The organism is Psychrobium sp. MM17-31, assembly GCF_022347785.1.
Classification (GTDB): domain Bacteria; phylum Pseudomonadota; class Gammaproteobacteria; order Enterobacterales; family Psychrobiaceae; genus Psychrobium.
Map to the genome: position 1 here is coordinate 832,198 of NZ_JAKRGA010000001.1, position 23,245 is coordinate 855,442.

The 23,245-nt window shown below is 43.2% G+C and carries 23 protein-coding genes and 3 tRNA genes; 16 read left to right on the forward strand and 10 right to left on the reverse strand.

Annotation, left to right across the window (positions count from 1 at the left end; translation table 11 throughout):
- Positions 1 to 9: 9 nt before the first annotated feature.
- From MHM98_RS03610 to rsgA, 7 genes are all read right to left on the reverse strand, one after another.
- Positions 10 to 531: a DUF6436 domain-containing protein gene (locus tag MHM98_RS03610; protein WP_239437877.1), complete on the reverse strand. Its 522-nt coding sequence runs from the start codon at positions 529 to 531 to the stop codon at positions 10 to 12.
- Positions 515 to 1,981, reverse strand: a complete 1,467-nt coding sequence (locus MHM98_RS03615) for a methyl-accepting chemotaxis protein (protein WP_239437879.1) — start codon at positions 1,979 to 1,981, stop codon at positions 515 to 517. The genes MHM98_RS03610 and MHM98_RS03615 overlap by 17 nt, the downstream gene beginning before the upstream one ends.
- A 286-nt stretch (positions 1,982 to 2,267) precedes the next feature.
- Positions 2,268 to 3,245: a hypothetical protein gene (locus MHM98_RS03620; protein ID WP_239437880.1), complete on the reverse strand. Its 978-nt coding sequence runs from the start codon at positions 3,243 to 3,245 to the stop codon at positions 2,268 to 2,270.
- Positions 3,246 to 3,392: 147 nt separating this feature from the next.
- Complete coding sequence (locus tag MHM98_RS03625) at positions 3,393 to 3,752, reverse strand: DUF4440 domain-containing protein (RefSeq protein ID WP_239437882.1); 360 nt, start codon at positions 3,750 to 3,752, stop codon at positions 3,393 to 3,395.
- Entirely contained in the window at positions 3,745 to 4,632 is an 888-nt protein-coding gene (locus MHM98_RS03630; RefSeq protein ID WP_239437883.1) for a DMT family transporter, read from the reverse strand. The genes MHM98_RS03625 and MHM98_RS03630 overlap by 8 nt, the downstream gene beginning before the upstream one ends.
- Before the next feature lie 15 nt (positions 4,633 to 4,647).
- Positions 4,648 to 5,442, reverse strand: coding sequence for an archaetidylserine decarboxylase (gene asd / locus MHM98_RS03635; RefSeq protein ID WP_239438060.1), 795 nt, complete (start codon positions 5,440 to 5,442; stop codon positions 4,648 to 4,650).
- Between the two features lie 78 nt (positions 5,443 to 5,520).
- The gene (gene rsgA / locus MHM98_RS03640) at positions 5,521 to 6,570 is read right to left on the reverse strand and encodes a small ribosomal subunit biogenesis GTPase RsgA (protein ID WP_239437884.1); all 1,050 of its coding nucleotides are present in this window, start codon (positions 6,568 to 6,570) and stop codon (positions 5,521 to 5,523) included.
- A 139-nt stretch (positions 6,571 to 6,709) separates the two neighbouring features.
- Between rsgA and orn the strand changes: the two genes are divergently transcribed.
- From orn to MHM98_RS03665, 5 genes are all read left to right on the forward strand, one after another.
- The gene (gene orn, locus MHM98_RS03645; protein WP_239437885.1) at positions 6,710 to 7,309 is read left to right on the forward strand and encodes an oligoribonuclease; all 600 of its coding nucleotides are present in this window, start codon (positions 6,710 to 6,712) and stop codon (positions 7,307 to 7,309) included.
- Between the two features lie 125 nt (positions 7,310 to 7,434).
- Positions 7,435 to 7,510 (forward strand) — tRNA-Gly (locus tag MHM98_RS03650).
- 99 nt (positions 7,511 to 7,609) lie between these two features.
- Positions 7,610 to 7,685: transfer RNA gene (locus tag MHM98_RS03655), tRNA-Gly, on the forward strand.
- A gap of 99 nt (positions 7,686 to 7,784) precedes the next feature.
- A tRNA-Gly gene (locus tag MHM98_RS03660) sits at positions 7,785 to 7,860 on the forward strand.
- Positions 7,861 to 8,126: 266 nt separating this feature from the next.
- On the forward strand, positions 8,127 to 9,242 hold the full coding sequence (locus tag MHM98_RS03665) for a 1-acyl-sn-glycerol-3-phosphate acyltransferase (RefSeq protein WP_239437886.1): 1,116 nt from the start codon (positions 8,127 to 8,129) through the stop codon (positions 9,240 to 9,242).
- A gap of 3 nt (positions 9,243 to 9,245) precedes the next feature.
- Here the strand turns inward: MHM98_RS03665 and MHM98_RS03670 are convergent, their stop codons facing one another.
- Positions 9,246 to 10,178, reverse strand: coding sequence for an RNA pseudouridine synthase (locus MHM98_RS03670; protein WP_239437887.1), 933 nt, complete (start codon positions 10,176 to 10,178; stop codon positions 9,246 to 9,248).
- Between the two features lie 163 nt (positions 10,179 to 10,341).
- Here MHM98_RS03670 and MHM98_RS03675 point away from each other — a divergent pair, with 163 nt between their 5' ends.
- The 9 genes from MHM98_RS03675 to MHM98_RS03715 all read left to right on the forward strand — a co-directional run bounded on the left by MHM98_RS03675 (position 10,342) and on the right by MHM98_RS03715 (position 19,183).
- Positions 10,342 to 11,610, forward strand: a complete 1,269-nt coding sequence (locus MHM98_RS03675; RefSeq protein ID WP_239437888.1) for an efflux RND transporter periplasmic adaptor subunit — start codon at positions 10,342 to 10,344, stop codon at positions 11,608 to 11,610.
- 45 nt (positions 11,611 to 11,655) lie between these two features.
- A complete protein-coding gene (locus MHM98_RS03680) occupies positions 11,656 to 12,363 on the forward strand; it encodes an ABC transporter ATP-binding protein (RefSeq protein WP_239437889.1) in 708 nt (235 codons plus the stop codon).
- Between the two features lie 9 nt (positions 12,364 to 12,372).
- Entirely contained in the window at positions 12,373 to 13,662 is a 1,290-nt protein-coding gene (locus MHM98_RS03685; RefSeq protein WP_239437890.1) for an ABC transporter permease, read from the forward strand.
- Positions 13,663 to 13,671: 9 nt separating this feature from the next.
- Complete coding sequence (locus MHM98_RS03690; protein ID WP_239437891.1) at positions 13,672 to 14,913, forward strand: FtsX-like permease family protein; 1,242 nt, start codon at positions 13,672 to 13,674, stop codon at positions 14,911 to 14,913.
- Between the two features lie 56 nt (positions 14,914 to 14,969).
- Positions 14,970 to 16,277, forward strand: a complete 1,308-nt coding sequence (locus tag MHM98_RS03695) for a sigma-54 dependent transcriptional regulator (protein ID WP_239437893.1) — start codon at positions 14,970 to 14,972, stop codon at positions 16,275 to 16,277.
- Positions 16,278 to 17,558 carry an ATP-binding protein gene (locus MHM98_RS03700; protein ID WP_239437894.1) on the forward strand — a complete coding sequence of 427 codons (1,281 nt, stop codon included), beginning with the start codon at positions 16,278 to 16,280 and terminating at the stop codon, positions 17,556 to 17,558.
- Positions 17,559 to 17,606: 48 nt separating this feature from the next.
- Positions 17,607 to 17,966: a hypothetical protein gene (locus tag MHM98_RS03705; protein WP_239437895.1), complete on the forward strand. Its 360-nt coding sequence runs from the start codon at positions 17,607 to 17,609 to the stop codon at positions 17,964 to 17,966.
- A 76-nt stretch (positions 17,967 to 18,042) separates the two neighbouring features.
- Positions 18,043 to 18,609, forward strand: coding sequence for a hypothetical protein (locus tag MHM98_RS03710; RefSeq protein ID WP_239437896.1), 567 nt, complete (start codon positions 18,043 to 18,045; stop codon positions 18,607 to 18,609).
- A gap of 52 nt (positions 18,610 to 18,661) precedes the next feature.
- Entirely contained in the window at positions 18,662 to 19,183 is a 522-nt protein-coding gene (locus MHM98_RS03715; RefSeq protein WP_239437897.1) for an NUDIX hydrolase, read from the forward strand.
- On the opposite strand, the gene MHM98_RS03720 is transcribed toward MHM98_RS03715, so the two are convergent.
- A complete protein-coding gene (locus MHM98_RS03720) occupies positions 19,169 to 20,419 on the reverse strand; it encodes a D-amino acid dehydrogenase (protein ID WP_239437898.1) in 1,251 nt (416 codons plus the stop codon). The genes MHM98_RS03715 and MHM98_RS03720 overlap by 15 nt on opposite strands.
- 102 nt (positions 20,420 to 20,521) lie before the next feature.
- Between MHM98_RS03720 and MHM98_RS03725 the strand changes: the two genes are divergently transcribed.
- On the forward strand, positions 20,522 to 21,427 hold the full coding sequence (locus MHM98_RS03725; RefSeq protein WP_239437899.1) for a LysR substrate-binding domain-containing protein: 906 nt from the start codon (positions 20,522 to 20,524) through the stop codon (positions 21,425 to 21,427).
- Between the two features lie 87 nt (positions 21,428 to 21,514).
- Positions 21,515 to 21,907, forward strand: coding sequence for a hypothetical protein (locus MHM98_RS03730; protein WP_239437900.1), 393 nt, complete (start codon positions 21,515 to 21,517; stop codon positions 21,905 to 21,907).
- Between the two features lie 56 nt (positions 21,908 to 21,963).
- On the opposite strand, the gene MHM98_RS03735 is transcribed toward MHM98_RS03730, so the two are convergent.
- Positions 21,964 to 23,223, reverse strand: a complete 1,260-nt coding sequence (locus tag MHM98_RS03735) for a glutamate-5-semialdehyde dehydrogenase (RefSeq protein WP_239437901.1) — start codon at positions 23,221 to 23,223, stop codon at positions 21,964 to 21,966.
- Positions 23,224 to 23,245 lie beyond the last annotated feature (22 nt).

Genomic DNA, 23,245 nt, shown 5'->3' on the forward strand with positions numbered 1-23,245 from the left:
CAAGCTGTTTTAGCGAGCGCAATAACAGCCTTTGGCGTCATTGATAATGGTTGGCGCCGAAAAGCCCTGGCGGTAATTATCGAGGACAACATCGATCAGGCTATTGTCGGCTGAGCAGTCAAGGCCAGTCGCATAAGGACCAACATAGAGAAGCTCATCGTTTTTATCGACAATCACAATGGCTGGCGTTGCCGGAACAAGAGCTGCGATTTCATTGCGATTAATATCGACATCAATGATCTCAAAGCCATCCTTTTTTGCAATCTTGTTGATTTGCTGACGATGTTCGGTCAGTAAGCTAGTGCAGTGGCACTCTTGGTCAATCAGATGATAGATACGTTGCCCACTGCCCGTTTGATTGGCAAATTGGGCAACAATTTCTTGAGGTGTCGCTGTCAGTAATTGCTGGTTTGGGTCGAATTCAACCAAGCGCTGACTGACTAAATAAATAAAGCCAGTCACTACCCAAACCAACCAAATACCGACAATCCAATAAAAATAACTTGGCGTTTTATTACTTGAAGTTGGCAATACTCACTCGCATTTTCTCAACTGCACTATCAATACTTTCAGCTGCGCCGGACACAACATTAACCTTATCAATATCCTCGTTGACACAATGGCGCAATCCTTCTGAGCTAGTGGCAATTTCTTTAGTGGTTGCCGATTGCTCTTCAACAGCGCTGGCAACATTAATTGCAAGACCACTAGATTCAGATACTAATTGTGATGCTTCTTCAACGAAGTCTTTCGCTTGCTCTGCAATAGATAATATCTCTTCTACCACTTCAATAGAGCTTGCCATCGACTGGGTTGAGCGTTGCGAATAATTCTCTAGACGAGCAAGGGTTTCATCGACCTTGTTGGTGCTTTCTTTGGTGCGATTAGCCAGCGCACGAACTTCATCGGCTACTACCGCGAAGCCACGACCTTGTTCACCAGCTCGCGCCGCCTCGATGGCCGCGTTTAACGCTAGGAGATTAGTTTGCTCTGCAATTCCGGTAATTTCAGTTAACACATTCGAAATACTGGCACTAGATTCCGTCAGCTGGGCGATATCGTCACCAGTTTGACGTAATTGCTCCGCCAACTGATTATTTTTTTGATGTACGCTCAATATCTGCTGAGTGGCCGCAGTCGTCTTATCATTTGCGGTTTCCACCGACTGACTTAATACACTGGTGTCTTGCGCTATCGAAGTCACAGTAACAGCCATTTCTTCAGCAGAAGCTGCAATAGAGTTTGTTTGATCTTGTTTGATATCGGAAGAGTTTTTCAGCTCATTGCGGGCTGACACCAAGTTTTGAGCATCATTAGAAAAGGCAACGGTTTGCTGCTTAAGGTCGCTTATCACTTGATCTAGCGTCGAGAGCAAGCCATTAAAATTATTGAGTAAGGCATTATCCTGTGCATTTACTCGGACGCTTAAGTCAATCTCACTTTGCTGACCTGTAATACGCTGCGTAGCGACAGATAACTCACTGCCAACTAGTTGTTCGTCATACAGTGTTTTGGCAATATAACCAGCAACCACACATTCAACAGCAAAATATACAGCGTGAACTAGTACATTACTAAACATCAACCGATCTTGACTAAAGACATATACCCCAACATCATTACTCTGCATGAAATAGAAAGACATGTGATGCGCACCGACTAATACCAATGTCGTGATATAGACGCGCCAGTCGTGCAACACAATTAAAAATGCTAGTAAAATAAACAATTCGAAATGCATTTCAATCAAACCATTCATTTGATGTATATGTAAACACGCAAATATCATGGTCGCCAACGCAACAGTGTGACGTGCTAACACTGATTCCGGTTGTCGATTCAGAATAAACAGTGACACCACAACCGTTGGTAAACCGATGACAAAAAGTGCTAAGTAGGTGTCATATACGAAAGACAGCGCTATAGATTCGACAAATAGTATCGCTATCAAAACGGATAGCATATTCTTAAATTTCTGCATTTATTGCTCCAACATTATATTTGTAACTCTTACTAAGCAGCATAACTCCATTTACATCGCACTCTAAACGTCGCTCATTATACGATTTTATCAAATAAAAAGTTCAGCAAGAATTCATTAGTTCCAACATAACAACTAAACCAGCTGGAATAAACAGCTCTATGTGCTACTCACACATTTCTTTATCGGCTTGCAATAGTTCGACTTGAATTTAGGCGGGCGTTTTATGGACAACAAAGAGAATTGATAGCCGGCGACATTCAAATCGCCAGCCAGAAAATGCCTATTACAATGGATAATCGGGTAAAACTTCCGGTCGTGTTTTCTTCTTTTCCCTTCCTTTCTCCATATAGCGTTTAACTTCCCAATCTCTCTGAGCTTTTTTAGTACCGCCATACCAAGTTGTTACACCATATTGAGCAAATTTATACTCCAATCGATTCGCGTCAATTTTATGGGCAATAAACTCACTTTCTGCCTTATTTAAGGCTTCAATACGACTTTGAATGCGCTTTTTGAATCGAACTAACTCGTCATATGAAACAAAAACACCAGTAAATACAGGTTGTATCGTTATTCTATTGAGAACAATTTCACTCGGCTTTGGTGGTTCAATCTTTTTCGACGAGCGCATGTAGATATTAACCATGGAACGAACATCCTCAAAAGTATGCTCCGAGATTCTCTTCATGTTAGCCATACTAAAGGCATGCTCCATGTATGAGCTGCTTGAATCTTTTCTCTTTAGTTCAAAATAGCCATTTATGGTGTTAAATATTGTCTTGTTAACAATAGTAACTTTATAAAACTGCTGAAACTGTCCATTTCCTTTGTCCTCGTTGCGCACGAATTGGTGAGATATATCGATATTATCTTTCCAATACTTTGCAAGAGCTTGCTCGCTGTTAATATCGGAAAACTCAGCCTTATATTGCTCTAACTGGGCTATAACTGGCTGTGATTTCTCACGGAAAATGGCGAGTGCTTTTTGATGAGCTTCCTCTTTAAGACGCTTTTGCTCTGCGAGATATTCTCTCTGTAGCTCAATTGCTTGTATTACCGTTGTGCCAACAACATAGTCCTTTTCACGTCTCATATATGCGGAAAGCAGACTGTATTCTTCATTGGTTAATTCGGCATTGACACGATCCCTGAATTCTTTTTGTTGAGCTCTTGTGTCATCTTTTTTGGGTAATGTTTCGTCTCTGATATCACCACAGGCGACGAGAGTACATAGAAAAATGAATAGAAATAGGTGTTTCATTGAATAATCCCTTAAGTTTGAAATTACATATGAAAAACACAAAACCAATTGCTGGTTACTACGTATGGTTTAACAATTAAATCTAAGTTTTAAGGACTACAAAACTAACGAATTTGACAAAAATTCGCAAACAGATTATTCGGCAATTTATTGATTTGTACCCTGATGATAGATCATCTTCCACTGCTGAGCTTCTTGATCTAATCGCCAAATGGATGTGCGGCGAGAATGCAACTCGCCATTGTCACTATAAATAATTGCTCTATAGCAAAGCTGAGCAATAATTGGCGCCATTAATCGGCATTCAAAATCGAACTGCTGACAGCGCATCGGATCTTCGTTTGGCAATCGGTTGATAACGTCATCAAAACCAAATCGACGTCCACTAGCACCAACTTCAATAAAATCGACGTCTATTAACTGCTTTAAGGTCATTGCATCATGTCTCGAATTCGGTGCCACTAACGCCCGCTCTTGTTCAATAAGTAAATCTTTCAAATCATCCATGACGATTCCTTGTTACCAGTACTGTTTCTAATACAGCGGCTATTACAATTAATAACCCGCCGACATAAACCGTGGTACTAGGCCATTGTCCTAAAACCAACGCAGCTAAAATAACTCCATATACCGGTTGCATGCAAGAAATTAAGCCAGCGGTTTTTGCAGATAGGTGACGTAAGCAATTAGCGAGAAATGAATGTGGTGCAGCAGTAAAAATAACACTTAATATCAATAACAGCCCTAATTCACCCAACTGACCATTAGCCCATAAGCCTGACATATTCAGCGGGTTGTAATCCATAAAAGGGAGCAATAACACAGAGGTGACAGCCGTTTGATAAAACATCGCCTGCGTGCCTTTATATTGGCTAAAATAGCGCTTATGAAGAACATTGCGAATAGCAAACAGTACACCTGAAATCACACCAAAAACCACGCCAAGTGTCGTATTATTTTGCAATGTTAATTCAGGCACTAATAAATAAACGCCGACAAATACAACAATGGCACAAATGACATCACGTTGCTGCGGTTTAGCACCTGAAAATAATGGTTCTAAAAACACGGTTACAACGGGATAACAAAAGAAAGCCAACATGCCAATTGCGACACCGGCGAGCTGCAAACCGTAAAAATAGGTGACCCAGTGCAGGCAAACCGTCACACCAAGTAAGGCTGCAACTTTATAATCAGTTGCTGAATTTAAGCTAAGATTGTCCCCCTGCCACTTAATCATCAACGCTAGGCTAATGGCAGCAATGGCTGTGCGAAATAATGTTATATCAACCGATGACCACGGCAAGAGATGTGAAAACAATGCCGTACCACCAAATAGAAGTACGGCAAAGTGAAGTTGAAAAAGACTCTTAGTCTGCTCTGACATGAGATTCAGAACAGGTTATTTGTTTAAATGAGCCATTGGCTGACCAAGTCGAGTGACAGTACCAGCTTCTAGTCCTTCTTCGAAATGACTCAGCATATCGTCGCCAAATAACATCACAACGGTAGAGCCTAGCTTAAAGCGCCCCATTTCATCACCTTTCTTAAAGGTGATTGCATTGTCGCCATCCGCTGGATATTCCCAGCTATCAAGTTGACCACAAGGTGGCGTTACTGTGCCGTGCCATGTCGTTTCAATACTCGCCACAATAGTCGCGCCAACTAACACCATCGCCATTGGGCCGTGTTCAGTGTCAAAAATTGCTGCAACGCGCTCATTACGGGCGAATAAACCCGGTACGTTTTGGGCAGTTAATGGATTTACTGAGAATAGATCACCCGGCACATAGACCATTTCGCGCAGGGTAGCGTCCATTGGCATGTGAATGCGATGATAATCTTTTGGCGCAAGATAAATCGTTGAGAAATGGCCATTGGCAAAAGGCTTAGCACGATTTTTATCACCACCAAGTAAAGTAAACGCAGAATAGTCATGGCCTTTCGCTTGGATGATACGGCCAGCTGTCATTGGCCCTTGCTGTGAAACACAACCATCAACAGGTAATACAACGTCGGTATCACAAATTGGACGTAAGCCCTCTTTTAGCTCGCGCGTAAAGAAGTCGTTGAACGTTTTGTAGTGCTCAGGATCTTCATGCAGCGCTTCGCTCATATCTATTTTGTACTGTTTGATAAACCACTTGATAAACGTTGTGGTTGCACTGCCACTTTCTGACGCAGCAAAGCGTCCCATAATGCGAGAAATAGCATGCTTAGGCAGGACATATTGTCCGAAAATTTTAAATCTATCTAAAACGCTCAAAATAATTCCTTAATTAGCGCCGCCCGGATGGCGGTTGGGTTTATTATTATCTAACGATTCGAGGATTCGATGATAATTGTCAAATCGCTCACTATCAATCTTTTCATCTTCCACGGCTTGGGCAAGAATACAACCGGGATCGTCAAGGTGCTTACAGTCTCTAAACTTACAGCCGCCTAAAAACTCGCGAAACTCAACAAAACACCACGCGATACGCTCAGGATCGAGATGCCATAGGCCGAATTCACGCACCCCAGGGCTATCAATTAAATCACCGCCATCTTTAAAATGCAGTAATTTCGCCGTCGTTGTGGTGTGCATGCCAAGGCCAGAGGTATCAGAAATATCACCAGTAATGAGTTCAGCTTCAGGCATCAAGGCATTAATCAATGAAGACTTACCAACTCCAGATTGACCGACGAAGATATTAACATTGTCTTTTAGCAAGGTATTAAGTTCATCAACCCCTTCGCCGCTTTTACTCGACAGCATAATGACTTGATAATCGATATCGCGATAAGGCTCTAGCATTTCATCGAGTAATTCACGGCCTTCATCGTCTAATAAATCGATTTTATTAAGCACAATAATCGGCTTGATTTCGACATCTTCCGACGCCACCAAATAACGGTCGACAATTTGCGTAGAAAAAGCAGGAACAACCGAGGAGACAATAAAGATTTGATTGATGTTGGCGGCAACAACTTTAACGCCATCGTAAAAATCAGGACGAGTTAACTCACTAACGCGTTCGTGTACCGCTTCAATAACACCGCTAATGCCAGATAACACTTCATTACCACGGCGCCAAACGACTTTATCACCAGTGACTAATGAACCAGCTGTACGGCGAATGTTGCAACGGAAAATCTCACCATTACTATCTTCAACATCGGCGTGCTGACCATAGCGACTGATAATTAAGCCATCTTCTTGAGCGCCAAGCTGATCGGCTTGCCATTGCACCTGTGCTTGTTCTTTATTGCCCGACAGGCGTTTTTTGCGATTAGAACTAACGCGGCGCTGTTGGCCTTTGGTTAGCTTTTTCTTTTTAGCCAAATGAACTCTTCTGTTTCGAAACCTAAAATCAATGGCGCATCATACCAATAATTTTGCATAAAATCTGTTGATTAAAAGAGGCGTCAACGCATTATTTATTGATATACTGCTAACAATTTTAAATCAGGTTATCAAAATCATGTCTGAAACAGCTATTACACCTCAAGATCAAAGCGCAGAAGAGCGTGCACAAAACCTCATTTGGATCGACTTAGAAATGACGGGGTTAGAACCTGATACCGATGTAATTATTGAAATCGCTACCATAGTGACAGATAAAGATCTCAATGTATTAGCGCAAGGCCCTGTTTTGGCGATCTCACAGCCACAGGCACGTTTAGACGCGATGGATGAGTGGAACACAACCCACCACAATGCATCAGGCCTAGTTAAGCGCGTACAAGAAAGTACTATTACTGAACAAGATGCCATTGACCAAACCATCGCCTTTTTAAAACCTTGGGTCGACGCTGGCGTGTCACCACTTTGTGGTAACACTATTGGTCAGGATCGCCGATTCCTCGTTCGTCACATGCGTGAACTAGAAGATTACTTCCACTATCGCAGCATCGATGTCAGTACTTTAAAAGAGTTAGCTAAGCGCTGGCAGCCAGAACTGGCAAAAGGTTTTAAGAAGAAAGGTGCGCATTTAGCGCTAGACGACATCTTAGAATCAATTGAAGAGCTTAGATATTATCGCGAACACTTTATAAAAAACGAGCAAATGGTGACAGCGTAAGCAATTTGGCAAAGAAATAGCCAGTTAGTGATTTTTTATAAAAAAACACTTGCAGGGTAAATTAATCACTCTATAATGCGCTTCACTTACTTAGCAAGCCAGCCAAGTAAGTGAAGAATTGAAATGCGACTTTAGCTCAGCTGGTAGAGCGCAACCTTGCCAAGGTTGAGGTCACGAGTTCGAACCTCGTAAGTCGCTCCAATTTTTTAGCATTTATGTTAACTAATTGGTTAAGCGAAAATAGAGGTCAACATATTCAGTGCCTCGAAAGACGCTACAATTTCTCTTCTTAAGAAATATGCGACTTTAGCTCAGCTGGTAGAGCGCAACCTTGCCAAGGTTGAGGTCACGAGTTCGAACCTCGTAAGTCGCTCCAATTTTTTAGCATTTATGTTAATTAGTTGGCTAAGCGAAAATAGAGGTCAACATATTCAGTACCTCGAAAGACGCTCCAACTTCTCTTCTTAAGAAATATGCGACTTTAGCTCAGCTGGTAGAGCGCGACCTTGCCAAGGTCGAGGTCACGAGTTCGAACCTCGTAAGTCGCTCCAAATTTTCTTCAAAATAATTCCAATAAAGCATTCATCAACTTTTAAATTAATCATTATTGATACAGTTTAAATAATTGCGATGTCTAATTATTCACAATCATTAACTGACTGTTATTTATAATCTAATCCAACTCCCCCGACCTCTTTGTCTTTACATTCAAAATATCGATTGCGACTAAAGATTTAGTTATACTTCTGCGCTGATGAATTTTAGGACAATTTAACTGTCTATTTCATTTCCCGATTTTTAAATTTGAGATCCCTTAATGTTTGATGATATTAGGCCTTTTCGCGATAGCGAAGTCCCAGCTATTGTAAAAAAACTCGTTAATGAGCCAGCGCTACAACAATCAATTGCCAGTTATGTACTGCCTAAATTGCATCGTTTCGTGCCTGGACTTAGCCGACTGATGGTTAAAAGCTATTTAACATGGCGTTTGAAATCTATTCACAGCGTGGATGACTTTCAAACAGAAGTGGCGAAATACCTCCATCGCCTTATCAAACAAAGTACTGACGGTTTTAGTTTCGACGGTTTAGCAAAACTCGACATGAGTAAACCAACGTTATTTATTAGTAACCACCGTGATATAGCCCTCGATCCTGCGCTAGTAAATCTTGCTCTGTATAAAAGCGGTGTAAGCACTGTGGAAATAGCTATTGGCGATAACCTACTTAGCAAGCCTTGGGTCTCCGATTTAATGCGCTTGAACAAGAGCTTTATCGTTAAACGCAGCGCAAAATCAAAGCGTGAAATGCTCACTAACTCAAAAAATCTCTCTGGGTATATTCACCATACATTGACCGACAATCAACAAAACATCTGGATTGCCCAGCGCGAAGGTCGCGCCAAAGATGGTCTGGATAAAACTAATGCAGCGCTGATTTCAATGCTGTTACTCAACAAGCCAAAAACACAGTCGATTAGTGAATACATTAAAGAGCTCAACATAGTGCCTGTCTCTATTAGCTATGAATTTGACCCATGCGATCATCATAAAGCGATTGAGTTAGCGACTATTGAAGAAACGGGAACTTACGAGAAAGACACCCACGAAGATCTCAACAGCATCACCCAAGGTTTACTAGGTTACAAAGGCCGAATTCACATCGAATTTGGCGATGCACTGCACGGTGAATTTGAAGATTCAAAGGCGATTGCCGCAGAGATTGATCGTCAAATCATCGGCAACTACCGCCTATATGATTCAAACATTGCAGCTAAGGCCCGACTAACTAAAGCGGAAATAACCAGCGAATGTGAAGAGCACAGCATGCTGGAAACCCTCAGCGAGCGCATGCATGACTTAACTGAAGCACAGCAGAAGTGGCTGCTAACAATGTACGCTAACCCTGCCCTAGCTAAGGAAAGCGTCGAATAATTGCTATTCTTTTGACAGCAGCAGTTGTGGTTTCACCTCAAACTGCTGCGCCTTGTCTGATAACGGGCAATTAAAACTCAAGTGATAGGCACATAACTGCAAGTCATAATCTGCATTATCAAGCACGTCCCCATAAAGCCTATCACCAACAATCGCAAAACCATCTTCACTCAAATGCTTCCTAATTTGATGTTTGCGACCAGTGCCAATTTCCACATCAAGTAGGGAATAATCATTATCACTATTGTAACGTAACAATGTCGCCTTGGTGTAAGCGCTGCGCCCATCGATATCGGTTTTATAGGTTTTAACACCATCAAAGTGACCATTTATCACTGCTTGATATTTTTTAGTGATATTACGTTGTTCAAATAGCGCCGTGAGCTCTCGAACGCCACGTCTTGAATGTGCGACTAAAATAATGCCTTGAGTTGCTCTATCGAGACGATGTACCAAAAACGCAGGCCGCTGCGGGGTTAAATTAAGCTCTGCAAAGCGGGCAATGGTGGAATGGTCGCCCCACTTAGAACCTTGGCTCATCATGCCACTTGGCTTATACCACACAGAGTAATCACCGCAATCACTAATCAATTGAGGATGCACAAAATCATCGCTAAGTGCTGCCTCATTGTAGTAAAGATGTAGTTCTTGCCCCACTTGTAACTGAGTCTTAGCACGACGCAGTCTTTTGGTTTTCCCTTTATCTGTTAACCAGACTGCCCCTTTTTGCATGACTTGCTTGATCTGAGCTTTGGACAGCGATAAATCATGCTCCAAACAACCTAGCTGCAATAATTCAAGCGCTGAGATTTCGGTGGTTATGGATTGGTGAAGTTCAAATTTAATCAAGGTCATGCTATCGCCTAAAAACAAGGTCGCCACTTTAGCATTTTTCGCCGCCAAAAGCCCAGTGTCCACGCCCTGTACATCGGACACAAGCGGACACTTTTTCTGTGTACGCCGGACACTATAAAAATACCCAAAAACAATTTATTAATTTTAAAACAATGACTTAATTATTTATTTCAATTTGGCACAGTACTCGCACTGTTAGTGAAAATGATATTTTCTAATTTAATTAACCGACGAGTATTAAGTCATGATTAACGGAACAGACGGACAAGACGAAGTAATCACTTCACCAAGTAAAGCGAAACAGTGGAAGAAAATCGCCATCGGCGCAGTATTAGTGTGTGGCCTAAGCTGGCTTAGTGCGCCGACATTGAGCCAGTGGTTTGGTGGTGTCGTCAGTGTTAGTGCACAAGAAGTGACCTTATCTAAAGTTTTCCGCGGCACCTTAGTTCGAGACATCGCAGTTAACGGTAAACTAGTGGCAGCTAACGCACCAACCTTATACAGCTCTGAAGCAGGTCAAGTAACCCTCATTGCAAAACCAGGTGACGTGGTGGCAAAGGGCGATATCGTTGCCACCATTCACAGCCCAGAATTAGAAGCATCGATTAAACAAGCCATTGCTAAATTAGAGCAGTTAAAAATTGATGCCAGCCGCGGCGCACTGCGCGACAGTGAAGCGCAGCTAGATTTAGAGCGCAGTTTAGATACCGCCAAGGTGCGTTTAAATGCCAGCAAACGTGAATTGGCCCGCGCTGAAATTTCATTCGACAAACAAGTAATCAGTCAACTTGATTTAGTCACCAAGCGCGATGCCAAGGTGGAAAACGAATTGCTGTACAAACACGCCGAAAAGCGCGTGGAGTTGGCGAAAAAGCGCCTTGCTTTTGAAAATCAAAACCGAGAGTTCTCGGTAAAGAGTCAGCAACTTATCGTTGATGAATTACAGCGCCGTCTAGAGCTACTTAACGTGCGTGCACCAGTTGCGGGTGTGGTTGGTAACTGGTTAGTGCAAAAGAAAGAGCGCGTCGCTGATACTCAAGCCATTATGACTATTGTTGATTTAAGCCATTACGAAGCCGAGCTTAACGTGCCTGAATTTTACGCCGACGATTTAGGTTTAGGGTTGGATGTACAAATGACTATCGCCGGAAAATCACTAATAGGCAAGGTGATTTCTGTATCGCCTGAAGTTAAAAATAGCCAAGTTATGGTACGCGTTTCAGTAAGCCCGAGCGATGAAATCAAACTTCGCCAGAATCAACGCCTTAACGCGCGCATCGAGTTCGAAAAGAAAGACAATGTGTTGATGGTTAAACGCGGTGGCTTCTTATCTAGTAACGGCGGTCGCTCTGTATACGTAGTTAGCGAAAACCTCGCTGCTAAAACGCCAATCAGCTTAGGATCGCAAAGCGTCGAATACATCGAGGTGCTATCTGGACTCACAGAAGGCGATAGCGTTATCACTTCATCAACTGCCGATTTCGATCAACACCCAACAATTGCACTGAACTAAATAGATTAATCATTAAAAAATTAAAAAGAATAAAGGATTTTTACCATGCTTAACATGAACAACATTAGCCGAATTTACCGCTCAGACACTATTCAAACTCACGCATTACGCGATTTTAGTTTACAAGTTAACGAAGGTGAATTTGTTGCCGTTACCGGACCGTCAGGTTCGGGTAAATCGACTTTCCTCAATGTCGCTGGGCTGTTAGATGGCTTTGACCAAGGCAGTTACGAATTAGACGGTGTTAATATTCAAGGATTAAACGACGATGAACTATCACGCCTACGCAATGAAAAAATTGGCTTTATTTTCCAAAACTATAATCTCATTCCCGACTTTAACCTTTTTGACAATATTGATATGCCACTACGCTATCGCGGCTTTAATGCTGCCGAGCGCAAGCGCCGTATTACTAATGCATTAGAGCAAGTAGGTCTTGCAAGTCGTGCCGATTACCTGCCAAGTCAACTATCAGGTGGTCAACAGCAACGTGTCGCTATTGCTCGCGCCCTCGCTGGCGAGCCAAAAATCTTACTCGCCGATGAGCCAACAGGTAACCTCGACTCACTGATGGCACGTCAAGTGATGGAGCTTTTACACACCTTAAATGAACAAGGTAGCACCATCATTATGGTTACTCATGATCCAGAGCAAGCGCGCAGTGTAGGACGCAACGTACAAGTGATCGACGGCCAAATTACCGATCACAGTGTCTATGCACCAACCAACGCGCCAATCGAAGTAAACGCTTAGGAGCTCATCATGGAAATGTTTCAGTATTACCTCAAACTGAGTATGCGTAATCTCAAGCGCAACCGTCTATTTTTCATCTTGATGATTTCAACACTGGCTTTGGGTGTCGGCGTATTTTTAGCAAACATAGCCATTATCAAATCGATGTCTAATGATCCTATCCCTCACAAGAGCGATCGCATCTTTAACCTATCGTTAAACATCTGGCCTAATGAAAACCCAAGTGCTCGTATTCGTGAAACCATGCGTTATGACGATGCCATGCATATCTTAAAAAATGATATTGCAACCAATACCCTAGTGCACTATCAATCTAAGGTTTACATGCGCGATATCGATTCGAAAAGCCTCACCCGTTACGGCGCTGTTGTTCGTGCGACAACACCAGGTTTCTTCCCACTCACCGAAGCGCCCTTTGCTCACGGCGGCGTCTGGCAAGATGATCACGCCAAGCAAATCGTGCTAAGTCATCACATGAACGAGCAAATCTTTGGCGGCGGTAACAATGTCGGTAAAGCGGTAGAAATTGACGGAAAGCCATTCGAAGTTGTTGGTATTTTAAAGCCTTGGAACGTAAAGCCACTGTACTATCACGCCACAACACGTCAAGCGTTCGGCCTTGTTGATGACATCTTTGCGCCTATCGAAACGGCAATGGATAGCGAGTGGGCAATCCATGTACAGAGCTCAGCGACTGAACGAATCGATTCTGTGTCAGATAATCGCGGTAAAAATGGTTTCTTTATTCAAGCCTTTGTTCAATTAGACACACCAGAACAAAAACGCGCGATGCAGGAATATATCGACAATTATTCACAGCACCGTAAAGCCCAAGGTGACTTCCTGCGCGACAACGACAATCGTTTGTTAGACGTCAATCAATGGCTAGATCATCAAGGTGTGGTCGATGAGCGTATGTATGCCTTTGCGATTGCCACATCGCTGTTCTTAGCCGTGTGTATTTTCAATGCCAGCAGCCTGTTATTAGCGCGCTATCACAGCGGCCGTTTTGAAACCGGATTACGCCGCGCTATTGGCGCACGCATCAAAGATGTGTTCTATCAAGGGCTCGTCGAAAGTCTATTAATCGGGCTGTGTTGCGCTGTTGTCGCACTGGTATTTGGCTGGGTATTCCTGCAACTTTCGACGACATTATTCCCTCGCCTTGCACATACCAGTGATATCGATGCACAGCTCATTGTCTTTGGCATAGTCATTGCGCTTATCACTTCATTTATCAGTATGGTTTACCCGCTTTACCGCTCGTGTCAAACCTCACTTTCTACTACATTAAAATAGGGCCTAGTCATGAATATCAAAGCATTATTAAAAGCGCTGCGCCTACGCAAGTTTGCCACCGGACTTTTGCTATTACAACTGAGCTTAACCATAGGTTTAATGGTCAACACCGTTATTCTTACTATGAGCACCGCCGAAAAGCTTAACGATCCCTTAGGTTTTGACGTAGAGCAGCTAATTACTGTTGAATTATTGCCAACCTCAGGCGCGTATCGCGATACCGATTACTTTCGCTCTATTACCAAGCAAGATATTGCAAAAATTACGGCGATGGACGGCGTAATCAGTGCTTCTTATTACAACCAGATACCCATTCAACGCGGTGGTTGGAATGGCAATATGCAGCCAGCAGACTTTCCTGAAGACAAAATACTGCCGCGAGAGCTGCAATACGTACCTCAGTTTTACACCAGTGAAATCGGCTTGGAAAACCTTGGGGTAGAAATCATCGAAGGTCGTGGTTTAACACCTGCCGATGACATTACCGAGGCGTTCTACACACCCGGTGGTCGCGATAATCTAGAGCAAAATATCGTTCTAACAGAATCGCTTGCTAAAGCAGTATTTCCTAATAAATCAGCCATTGGCGAGCTAACTAACAACGGTCGCGTTGTTGGTATTGCGAAAGATTTTTCAATCAACCCAAGCAGTACTCTTGGAAAGCACCGCTACTTCGGCATGTTCGGTAACTTCATGTATTCACAAGCCGATTACGGCCAAAACTACATTGTGCGAGTTGAGCCAGGCAAGGTGGCTGAGGTTCGCGCCAAACTCAGTGATGTTATTTTAGGTGTCCAGCCAGAGCGCGATATCTTACGTGTGCGCAGCATGAGTGACCGCTTTGCTGCTTATTACAGCCAAGACTCAGGTCTAGCAAAGCTCTTTGCGATGTTGTCATTATTAATGGTCATCGTCACAGTGGTAAGTAGCTTTGCCCACGCTCATTTCCATGTGACACAGCAACGTAAATTTATCGGTATCCGCCGTGCATTAGGCGCTCGTAAGAAAGATATTATGCTGTATGTGTTCAGTGAAAACTGGTTACTCAATACAGGCGCAAGTTTGCTAGGAATTGCAACGATGATTGGGCTAAACATTGCACTCTCTAAGGTGATAACTATCGATAAACCCGATGCTTTACTATATGCTTTAGCGGTGTTTGTTATCTTTATTGCTGGCACACTAGCCACTTGGCTCCCAGCGTATAAAACCACAAAGATATCGCCCGTAATCGCGACGCGTACATTATAAAAACAATAACAACGCCGCCATAATAATTGGCGGCTTTATTTCAATTAGGACACACCATGAAGCGGATTCTAGTGGTTGATGACAACCCTGATATTTTAGACGCACTGGATCTACTATTAAGCTTGCACAACTATCAAGTCACTGCAGTCTCCTCAGTGAAGGACGCATTACTCGCACTGCAAAATCAGCGCATCGATCTCATTATCCAAGACATGAACTTTAGCCAAGGAACGACGTCTGGCGCCGAAGGAAAATCACTGTTTTATCAATTTAAAGAACAATCACCACAAACTCCCATTATCGTGATCACGGCATGGAGTCAGCTTGAAACTGCTATCGAACTGGTTAAATCAGGTGCAGCTGATTACCTACCAAAGCCTTGGGACGATGCCAAGTTATTGCAAACCATTGAAGAGCACCTTACCGAGGCTAACCAACCTGCTCCAAATGAATCAAAAGCGGGCGCGGAAAATAGCGAATTCATCGTTCATAGCGCGCCAATGAAGCAACTAGTTGCGATGGCAACTCGAGTGGCAAACAGCGATATTAGCGTATTAATTACCGGTGCCAACGGCAGTGGTAAAGAGCGTATTGCCGATCATATCCACCAGCAATCCCCCCGCAAAGAGGCGCCATTTATAAAAGTAAATATGGGGGCTCTGGCGAGTGAGCTAATGGAAGCCGAACTCTTTGGCGCAGAAAAAGGCGCCTACACAGGCGCAACAACCCAACGCCAAGGTCGATTCGAAGCCGCTAACGGCGGCACTTTATTTTTAGATGAAATTGGTAACCTGCCACTAGCAGGACAAATGAAACTGCTGCGGGTATTACAAACTGGCCAGTTTGAACGCGTCGGTTCAAGTGAAACTATCACTGTCGACGTGCGGGTTATCAGTGCGACAAACGCCGACTTAAAGCAAGCGATTAACGACGGAACCTTTCGAGAAGACCTTTATTATCGTCTCAACGTCGTTGAACTAAACCTACCGCCGCTACGGGATCGCATCGATGACATTTTGCCATTAACCCAACATTTTATTGGCAATGAGTACACCTTAAGTGAGCAAGCTAAAACGGCGTTGTTGCAACAATCATGGCCGGGCAATGTTCGAGAATTAGAGAATCACTGTAAGCGAGCCCTAGTCATGTGCAGCGATAATCTATTATTACCTGAGCACTTTATGTTATCTCCACAAATAAATTCAGCTAAGCTGCCAACTTTGGACGACGATAAAACGGTATTACAACAAACCTTAGACAAGCACAACTGGGTGATAGCGCGCGCAGCCAGCGAATTAGGCATTAGTCGCCAAGCATTGTATCGCCGCATCGAAAAGCACCAACTTAGTCAACCAGAGGCCTAAATGCGTTTAATCTTTTTTCTAGGCTTATTGCATTGCAGCGTGCTAGCGCTAGCCTACTTTACGGCGGCGCAATACCCTATTCTCAATGGCATAACCGTTGTTAGCGCCCTACTAGCAACCTTTGCGCTTTTAAAGAATTACTACAAACGCCACCTCACTATTCTGCGCAGCCTCGATCACGGCCTGCAAAGCCTGCGCGATAACGATTTTTCTGTAAGTCTTAATCCGCAAAAAGAGAAAAGCTATAACCCGCTGATAGAATCCTTTAATCAAACGAGTGCTAATCTACGAGACGAGCGTCAACGCCTGTATCAACGTGAAATGATGCTTGATAAAGTGCTCAACGCATCGCCAATGGTTACTATTTTGGTGGATCATCGCGACACCATTGTTTTCACGAATAACAGCGCGCAACAAGCCTTCGAACTCGACGGTTCTATTGTTGGCCTCAATTGGACCAAACTCGTTTCTTCACTGGCGCCAGAGTTTCAACACGCCCTTAATCACCACGGAGAAACGATTTTTACTCTCACGGACTCGCAAGGTGCGCAGCAGGCATGGCATGTCACATCATCTGATGTCACCATCCATTTAGCACATCATAAGCTGTTCTTACTCAAGAGCATTACTCAAGAGCTGTCGAAACAAGAAGTGGCGACATGGAAAAAAGTAATCAGCGTTATCAGCCACGAGCTCAACAACTCAATAGCGCCCATTAGCTCGATGTGTCACAGCGGAGAATTGCTGGCGAAAAACCTAGATGAGCCACGCCTCAATCGCGTATTTAACACCATTAGCGGCCGCGTTAATCATCTCAATGATTTTATTAAAGGCTATGCAACGCTTACTAAAGTTAAATTACCTAACAAACAGCCAATTGATTGGCCTGTCCTTATTGATGAATTACAAACACTCTATCCGTTTGAAAAATTAACTGATGTTACGCAGGAAGATTATCGCGGTGATATAGCCCAACTAGAGCAAGTGCTCATCAATGTATTAAAAAATGCCCATGAAGCGGATGAAAGCGGAAAAATCACCCTCTCTTTTGCAGTTAAAGATAAGGCTATCGAGTTAACAGTCAACGATAATGGCGCTGGCATGTCACCTGAGGTGATTCAAAATGCCTTGTTGCCATTTTATTCCACTAAGCATTCAGGGACGGGATTAGGATTGGCATTGTGCCGCGAGATAGTTGAAGCACACGACGGTAAACTGTTATTCAATAACCGTGATCAAGGTGGCCTTAGTGTATTAATTATCCTGCCGCTCATTGACTGAGAATACTTTTCAATTACAATATGTACTATCTCAATAGGGTATATTGTCATGAGCGATAAGAAATCTTTAAAAACGTTAAAAAAGCAGGTTAAAAAGCAAGAAAAAGCCTTTAACAAAGCTTTGCAACAAGCGTTAAAGAAGCGTCTTAAAGCCAGTGATAGTAAGCAACTATCTGTTGAAGAACTCTCAAATAAAGCGATTAACGAATTAGCAAGCAATCTCGCCGAACAACTAATCGCAGCTTCGCCGCAGCAAGATAATAAAGTCAGCCAACTGAAAATAAAACCAAGCGGCATGAGCTTTGCCCTCACACCACATAAATCATCGCCATGCAAAGGCTGCCCAGCGAAACAAGGCGGATTATGTGCCTGTGCTATCAAATCAGCCAAGAAAAAGAAAACTGGATAGCGTCTAAGCGCTAATTAAGTTGTAATTAAGCTAACCACGCCATACTCACACACGCCTTAGCAATTAGGAGCTATGTATGGTTAAAAGTTTGGTTAAAAATTCGCTGACAATAATTGCCCTTGTGACTATGTTGTACTCGATAACAAGTCATAGTCATGCGCTAGCTGCATTAAGCAGTGAACAATCACCAAAGATACTAACAAAGAGCCATCGATTTACCGACAGTCTCACCCTCAATAATAATTCCGGCATTAGCCTGAATCTGCTATCGCCTCAAGATATGCAGCGTTTGACGATGGCCTGCGAAAGTGAATTGATTGATTCGCGAAGCTGCGCTGTCCAACGCAGTGACAATGACAGAGACAACCTGATTAAAGATATCTCAAGCCACCATAGCATCGGCTTTTTCATTAATTCTGATGACATCATTTTCGCCAAAATCATTGATCTAACGTCCACTAATGATCAGGCTTATGAAAAAAGCGTGGTGTACGATTTTGGCTTGGGATATAACTACTATTTCAATGAAGCGAACGCCTCTGGCTTTAACTTTGGCGCGCATTTTTACCGCTTTACCGACAAGCGTTACAATGCTCACAAAGATACTTCAGGTATTCATCTAGAGTTGGGCTATCGATTCTAGTTGGACTATACTAGCCGGCCTTGCTAACTGCTTTAATTGTTTATTTTAACTAATGCGCCTACTTAACAACGCTGTTCACCTAAACGCAAACCCTCAGTCAGAATCATTATCCCATCGCCGTGCAACACGAGCTATTGTGCTCGATGGCGAAAACATTTTATTACTTTACACCGAGCGCTATCACGATTATTCATTACCCGGTGGCGGACTAGATGATGGCGAAGATATGATAGAAGGATTGATTCGCGAGCTGCAAGAAGAAACTGGCGCCCGCGATATTACTAACATCGAGCCATTTGGCTGCTACAGTGAATATCGCCCTTGGTACAAAGATGACAGCGATACCATTCACATGGAATCTTTTTGTTTCACCTGTGATATTCACAGTGAATTAGGTGATACGGCATTAGAAGAACACGAAGTGAACAATGGCATGCGTCCAGTGTGGATGAATATTTTCGATGCGATAAAACACAACGAATACACCATTGCCAATAGCGACAAGCAAGGTTTATCAGTAATTAGAGAAACCTTCCTCCTCAAACTCATTGCCAAAGAGTTAATAACGGCCTAACTGATAGTCCAACGGATTTAATACCGATTTTCGCGATATCATTTGCTCAGCTAATAATTTGGCTGAGCCACAAGCCAGGGTCCAGCCTAAGGTGCCATGCCCCGTATTGAGATAGAGATTTTCAACGGCTGTCGCACCGATGATTGGCGTACCATCAGGCGTCATGGGTCTAAGCCCCGTCCAATATTCGGCATCATCAAGAGTGCCAACATTGGGAAACAAGTCACTAACCACTTTATTTAAGGTCGCTACGCGTTTTGGTGGCAATTCCAAATCAAAGCCGCATAGCTGGGCCGTACCTGCTACGCGAATGCGATCATCAAATCGCGTTAATGCAACCTTATGCGTTTCATCCATTACCGTTGATTGCGGTGCGAATTTCGCATCACTAATCGGCATGGTTAACGAGTAGCCTTTCACAGGATAAACGGGGATTGATAAGCCAAGCGGATTGAGTAATTGCGAAGAATAGCTGCCTAGTGCCACGACTACATTATCCGCTGCTAAAAACTCCTGCGAAGTATTAACACCAATGACTCTTTTTTGCTGAGTTTCCAACGACGTTACATTGGTATTAAACAAAAACTTAACGCCAATTTGTTTGGCCTGTTGGGTTAGCGACTGACAAAATAACTCACAATCACCAGTTTCATCTTGTGGCAACAGCAAACCACCAGCAATATTACATCGCGAATGTTGCAGTGCAGGTTCTTGAGCCAAACACTCCGTAGCATCAAGCAATTGATGTTCAATACCACTGGTTTTTAATAAAGCGATATCTTTGGCTAAGGATTCTATTTGGTGCTGCGTTCGTAACAATTGCAGCGTTCCCTGCTGACGCCCTTGGTACGCCAGCGGCAATTGCTCACGTAAATCAATTAAGGCTTGCTGACTATAATTAGCGAGCGCCAACATACGACCTTTATTGCGCTGATAATTTGCATGCGAACAATTGCGCAATAGCTGCCACATCCAGCCTATTTGCGATAATGAAAATTTAGGATTGATAACTAATGGCGAATGCTTTGACAGCATCCACTTTAGCGCCTTTAGCGGTACTCCCGGCGCAGCCCATGGTGAACTATAACCGTAGGAAATTTGACCGGCGTTAGCAAAGCTAGTTTCCTGCCCAGATTTAGCTTGGCGATCGATGACGGTCACCTCGCAACCCGCCTGCGCTAAATACCACGCACTCGTTAAACCTATTACACCACTACCTAATACAACTACTTTCATCACGCCTCCACCTTAGTGAAGAAATTTTGAAACAAAAACATCGCATCAACAAATCATATAAACTACCATTAGCTTATAGATATTCTAAAGGCTAGTTCATCCATGAAGATCAATGCCACATTGCTATCACAGCTATTCTTTTTTGAAAAAGCCGCCACCTGCAGTAGTTTCACACAGGCGTCGCAACGACTTAATGTCACAACTGGTGCGGTAAGCCAGCAAATCAGAAATTTAGAATCGATACTGGGTATTTCCTTGTTTAATCGCCATTCTCGCGGTATTTCATTAACTATCCAAGGGACAGAATTGCATCACGTGGTATCAGGCAGTATCAATGATATTGAGCAATGCCTTAGTCGTTTAACACAACAAACTCAACAAGATAATGAAATCCATCTTAAGCTAACACCGTCCTTTGCGTTTAAATGGCTAATGCCAAGGTTGCATTCTTTCTACAACCAATACCCCAATATCACGATAACCACTTATGCAGATAGCGGCTTAGTTAATTACGATGAACAAGGCTATGATCTTGTTATTGATTATCAAAAAATTCCGTTCGAGCATAACAAGGCGCAACTGATCCTCGAAGAGTATTTAATCCCAGTAATGAGCCCAGCGTATTTCGCTCAGCTCAATACAACGACAAAGGAATTTGACGAAAAGACATGGCAGCAGTGCGCGCTATTACACGACAGCATGGTCTGGCCCAATGCGACTAAAACTCAAGAATGGCAGGAATGGTTTGCTAAACATCAGCTAACTATTCCCACTTCAAATCACTATTACTTTAATCGGACAGATATGGCTATGGCGGCAGCAGAAGCTGGTATGGGTGTCGCTTTGGCAAGGCGAGCGTTAATCGCTGACGAGCTCACAGAGCAGCGTCTAGTCAGTCCTTTTGAAGCGATTAGCGCCGATGCGGGCTACTATTTAATTGAGCATCAAACATCTTCTGCAACGGATAAATTTAAGGCGTGGCTATTTATACAACTCAACACATGTTAACGCTTGAATTCAACACAAAGCTTGTTAAGCTAATGACATTATACCCGCACATGCTGAGCAGATTAGAATTATAAAAAGGAAAGCGATATGAATTTTGAAAACTTACTCAACAACTTTGACATGGGCGTATGTGTCGATCAATTGCAACGCGAAGCCCTTGTTGATTTAGTGCTGTTATTCGTTGAGATCGACGGCGTTGTCGAAGACAAAGAAATGGAATACACCTTCGAGTGGGTTAGCTCACTAAAATGGAAGGGCGAAGTGTCGCCAGTCGATTACGTAAAATCAATGAGTATTTCAGCTCGTGACGCTATCGAAACAGATCGCATCGAAGAGTTCATTAGCCATCGTTGTAAACACATTATCGACTCACCAGCCAAAGCTCTAGCTGTCGAGTTAGCCAAAGGTGTTTCACTGTCAGATGGTCATTTAGATCCTAAAGAAGAAAAAGCAATTAAGTATTTGGAGCAGGTGCTTTAGTAATAATTGTTATTAAAAAGTCGGCAATTGCCGACTTTTTTATGCACCAAACGAATTTAACTTCTCGCCAAATAATCCCCAACACCTATCCATTTGTAGGTTGTTAACTCTTTTAGCCCCATTGGACCACGGGCGTGGAGTTTTTGGGTACTTACTGCAACTTCTGCACCTAAGCCAAATTGGCTGCCATCGGTAAATCGCGTGCTGCTATTAACATACACTGCCGCCGAATTTACCTGATTAACAAACTGCTCAGCACAACCAAGTGTGTTGGTTAAAATGCCATCTGAATGCTGACTGCTGTGCTCACGGATATGTGAGATAGCCTCATCAATATTATCAACCACTTTCACCGACAGCGTTAATGACAACCACTCGGTATCAAAGTCGCCATCGTCAATCGGTGCGGTATTGGCATCGCTCTGATTAAGAATGGCAAGTGCGCGTTCATCGGCCTTAAATTTAACCCCATCGGCACCAAGCTTCGCAGCAACTTTCGGTAACAATTCTTCTGCAATTGGTGCGTGTACTAACAATACATCTAAGGCGTTACAGACACTTGGTCGTTGCACTTTAGCGTTGTGAATAATCGCAACTGACTTTTCAATATCACAGCTTTGTTCGGCAAATAGATGACAAATGCCAATACCGCCGGTAATCACGGGAATAGTGCTTTGTTCAACACACAAACGGTGCAGTCCCATACCGCCGCGTGGAATAATCATATCGACGTATTTATCTAAGGTGAGTAACTCGCTAATTAACGCGCGATCCGTCTCTTCGATATATTGAATGGAATCACTTGGTAGCTCAGCCAATACTAAGGCTTGCTTGATAATATCAAGCAGCGCCATGTTGCTGTTAATAGTCTCTTTGCCGCCACGTAAAATCGCCGCATTACCGGTTTTTAACGCCAGCGCTGCAATATCGATGGTCACATTAGGACGTGCCTCATAAATTACGCCCATCACGCCAATCGGCACGCGACGCTTGGATAAACGCAAACCGTTTTCAAGCAATTTAGACTCAGTCTCTTCGCCAACAGGATCATCTAACTGACACAAGCGCAATACATCATCAGCCATAGCGTTTAAGCGCTCTTCATTAAGCAATAGACGATCGATAAGAGATTCATCTAATCCTGCTTGCTGCGCAGCGACAATATCAATGGTGTTGGCGGCTAAAATCGCGGGTTGTTTATCTTTGAGTCCTTGCGCTAATAATGTCAGCAGCTTGTTTTTCTGCTCGGTTGATGCCGTCGCTAGCTGATAGCTAGCTTGTTGGGCTTGTTTGCCCATAACGCTTAACTTACTCATTGATAACTCCCTACTTCTCTTT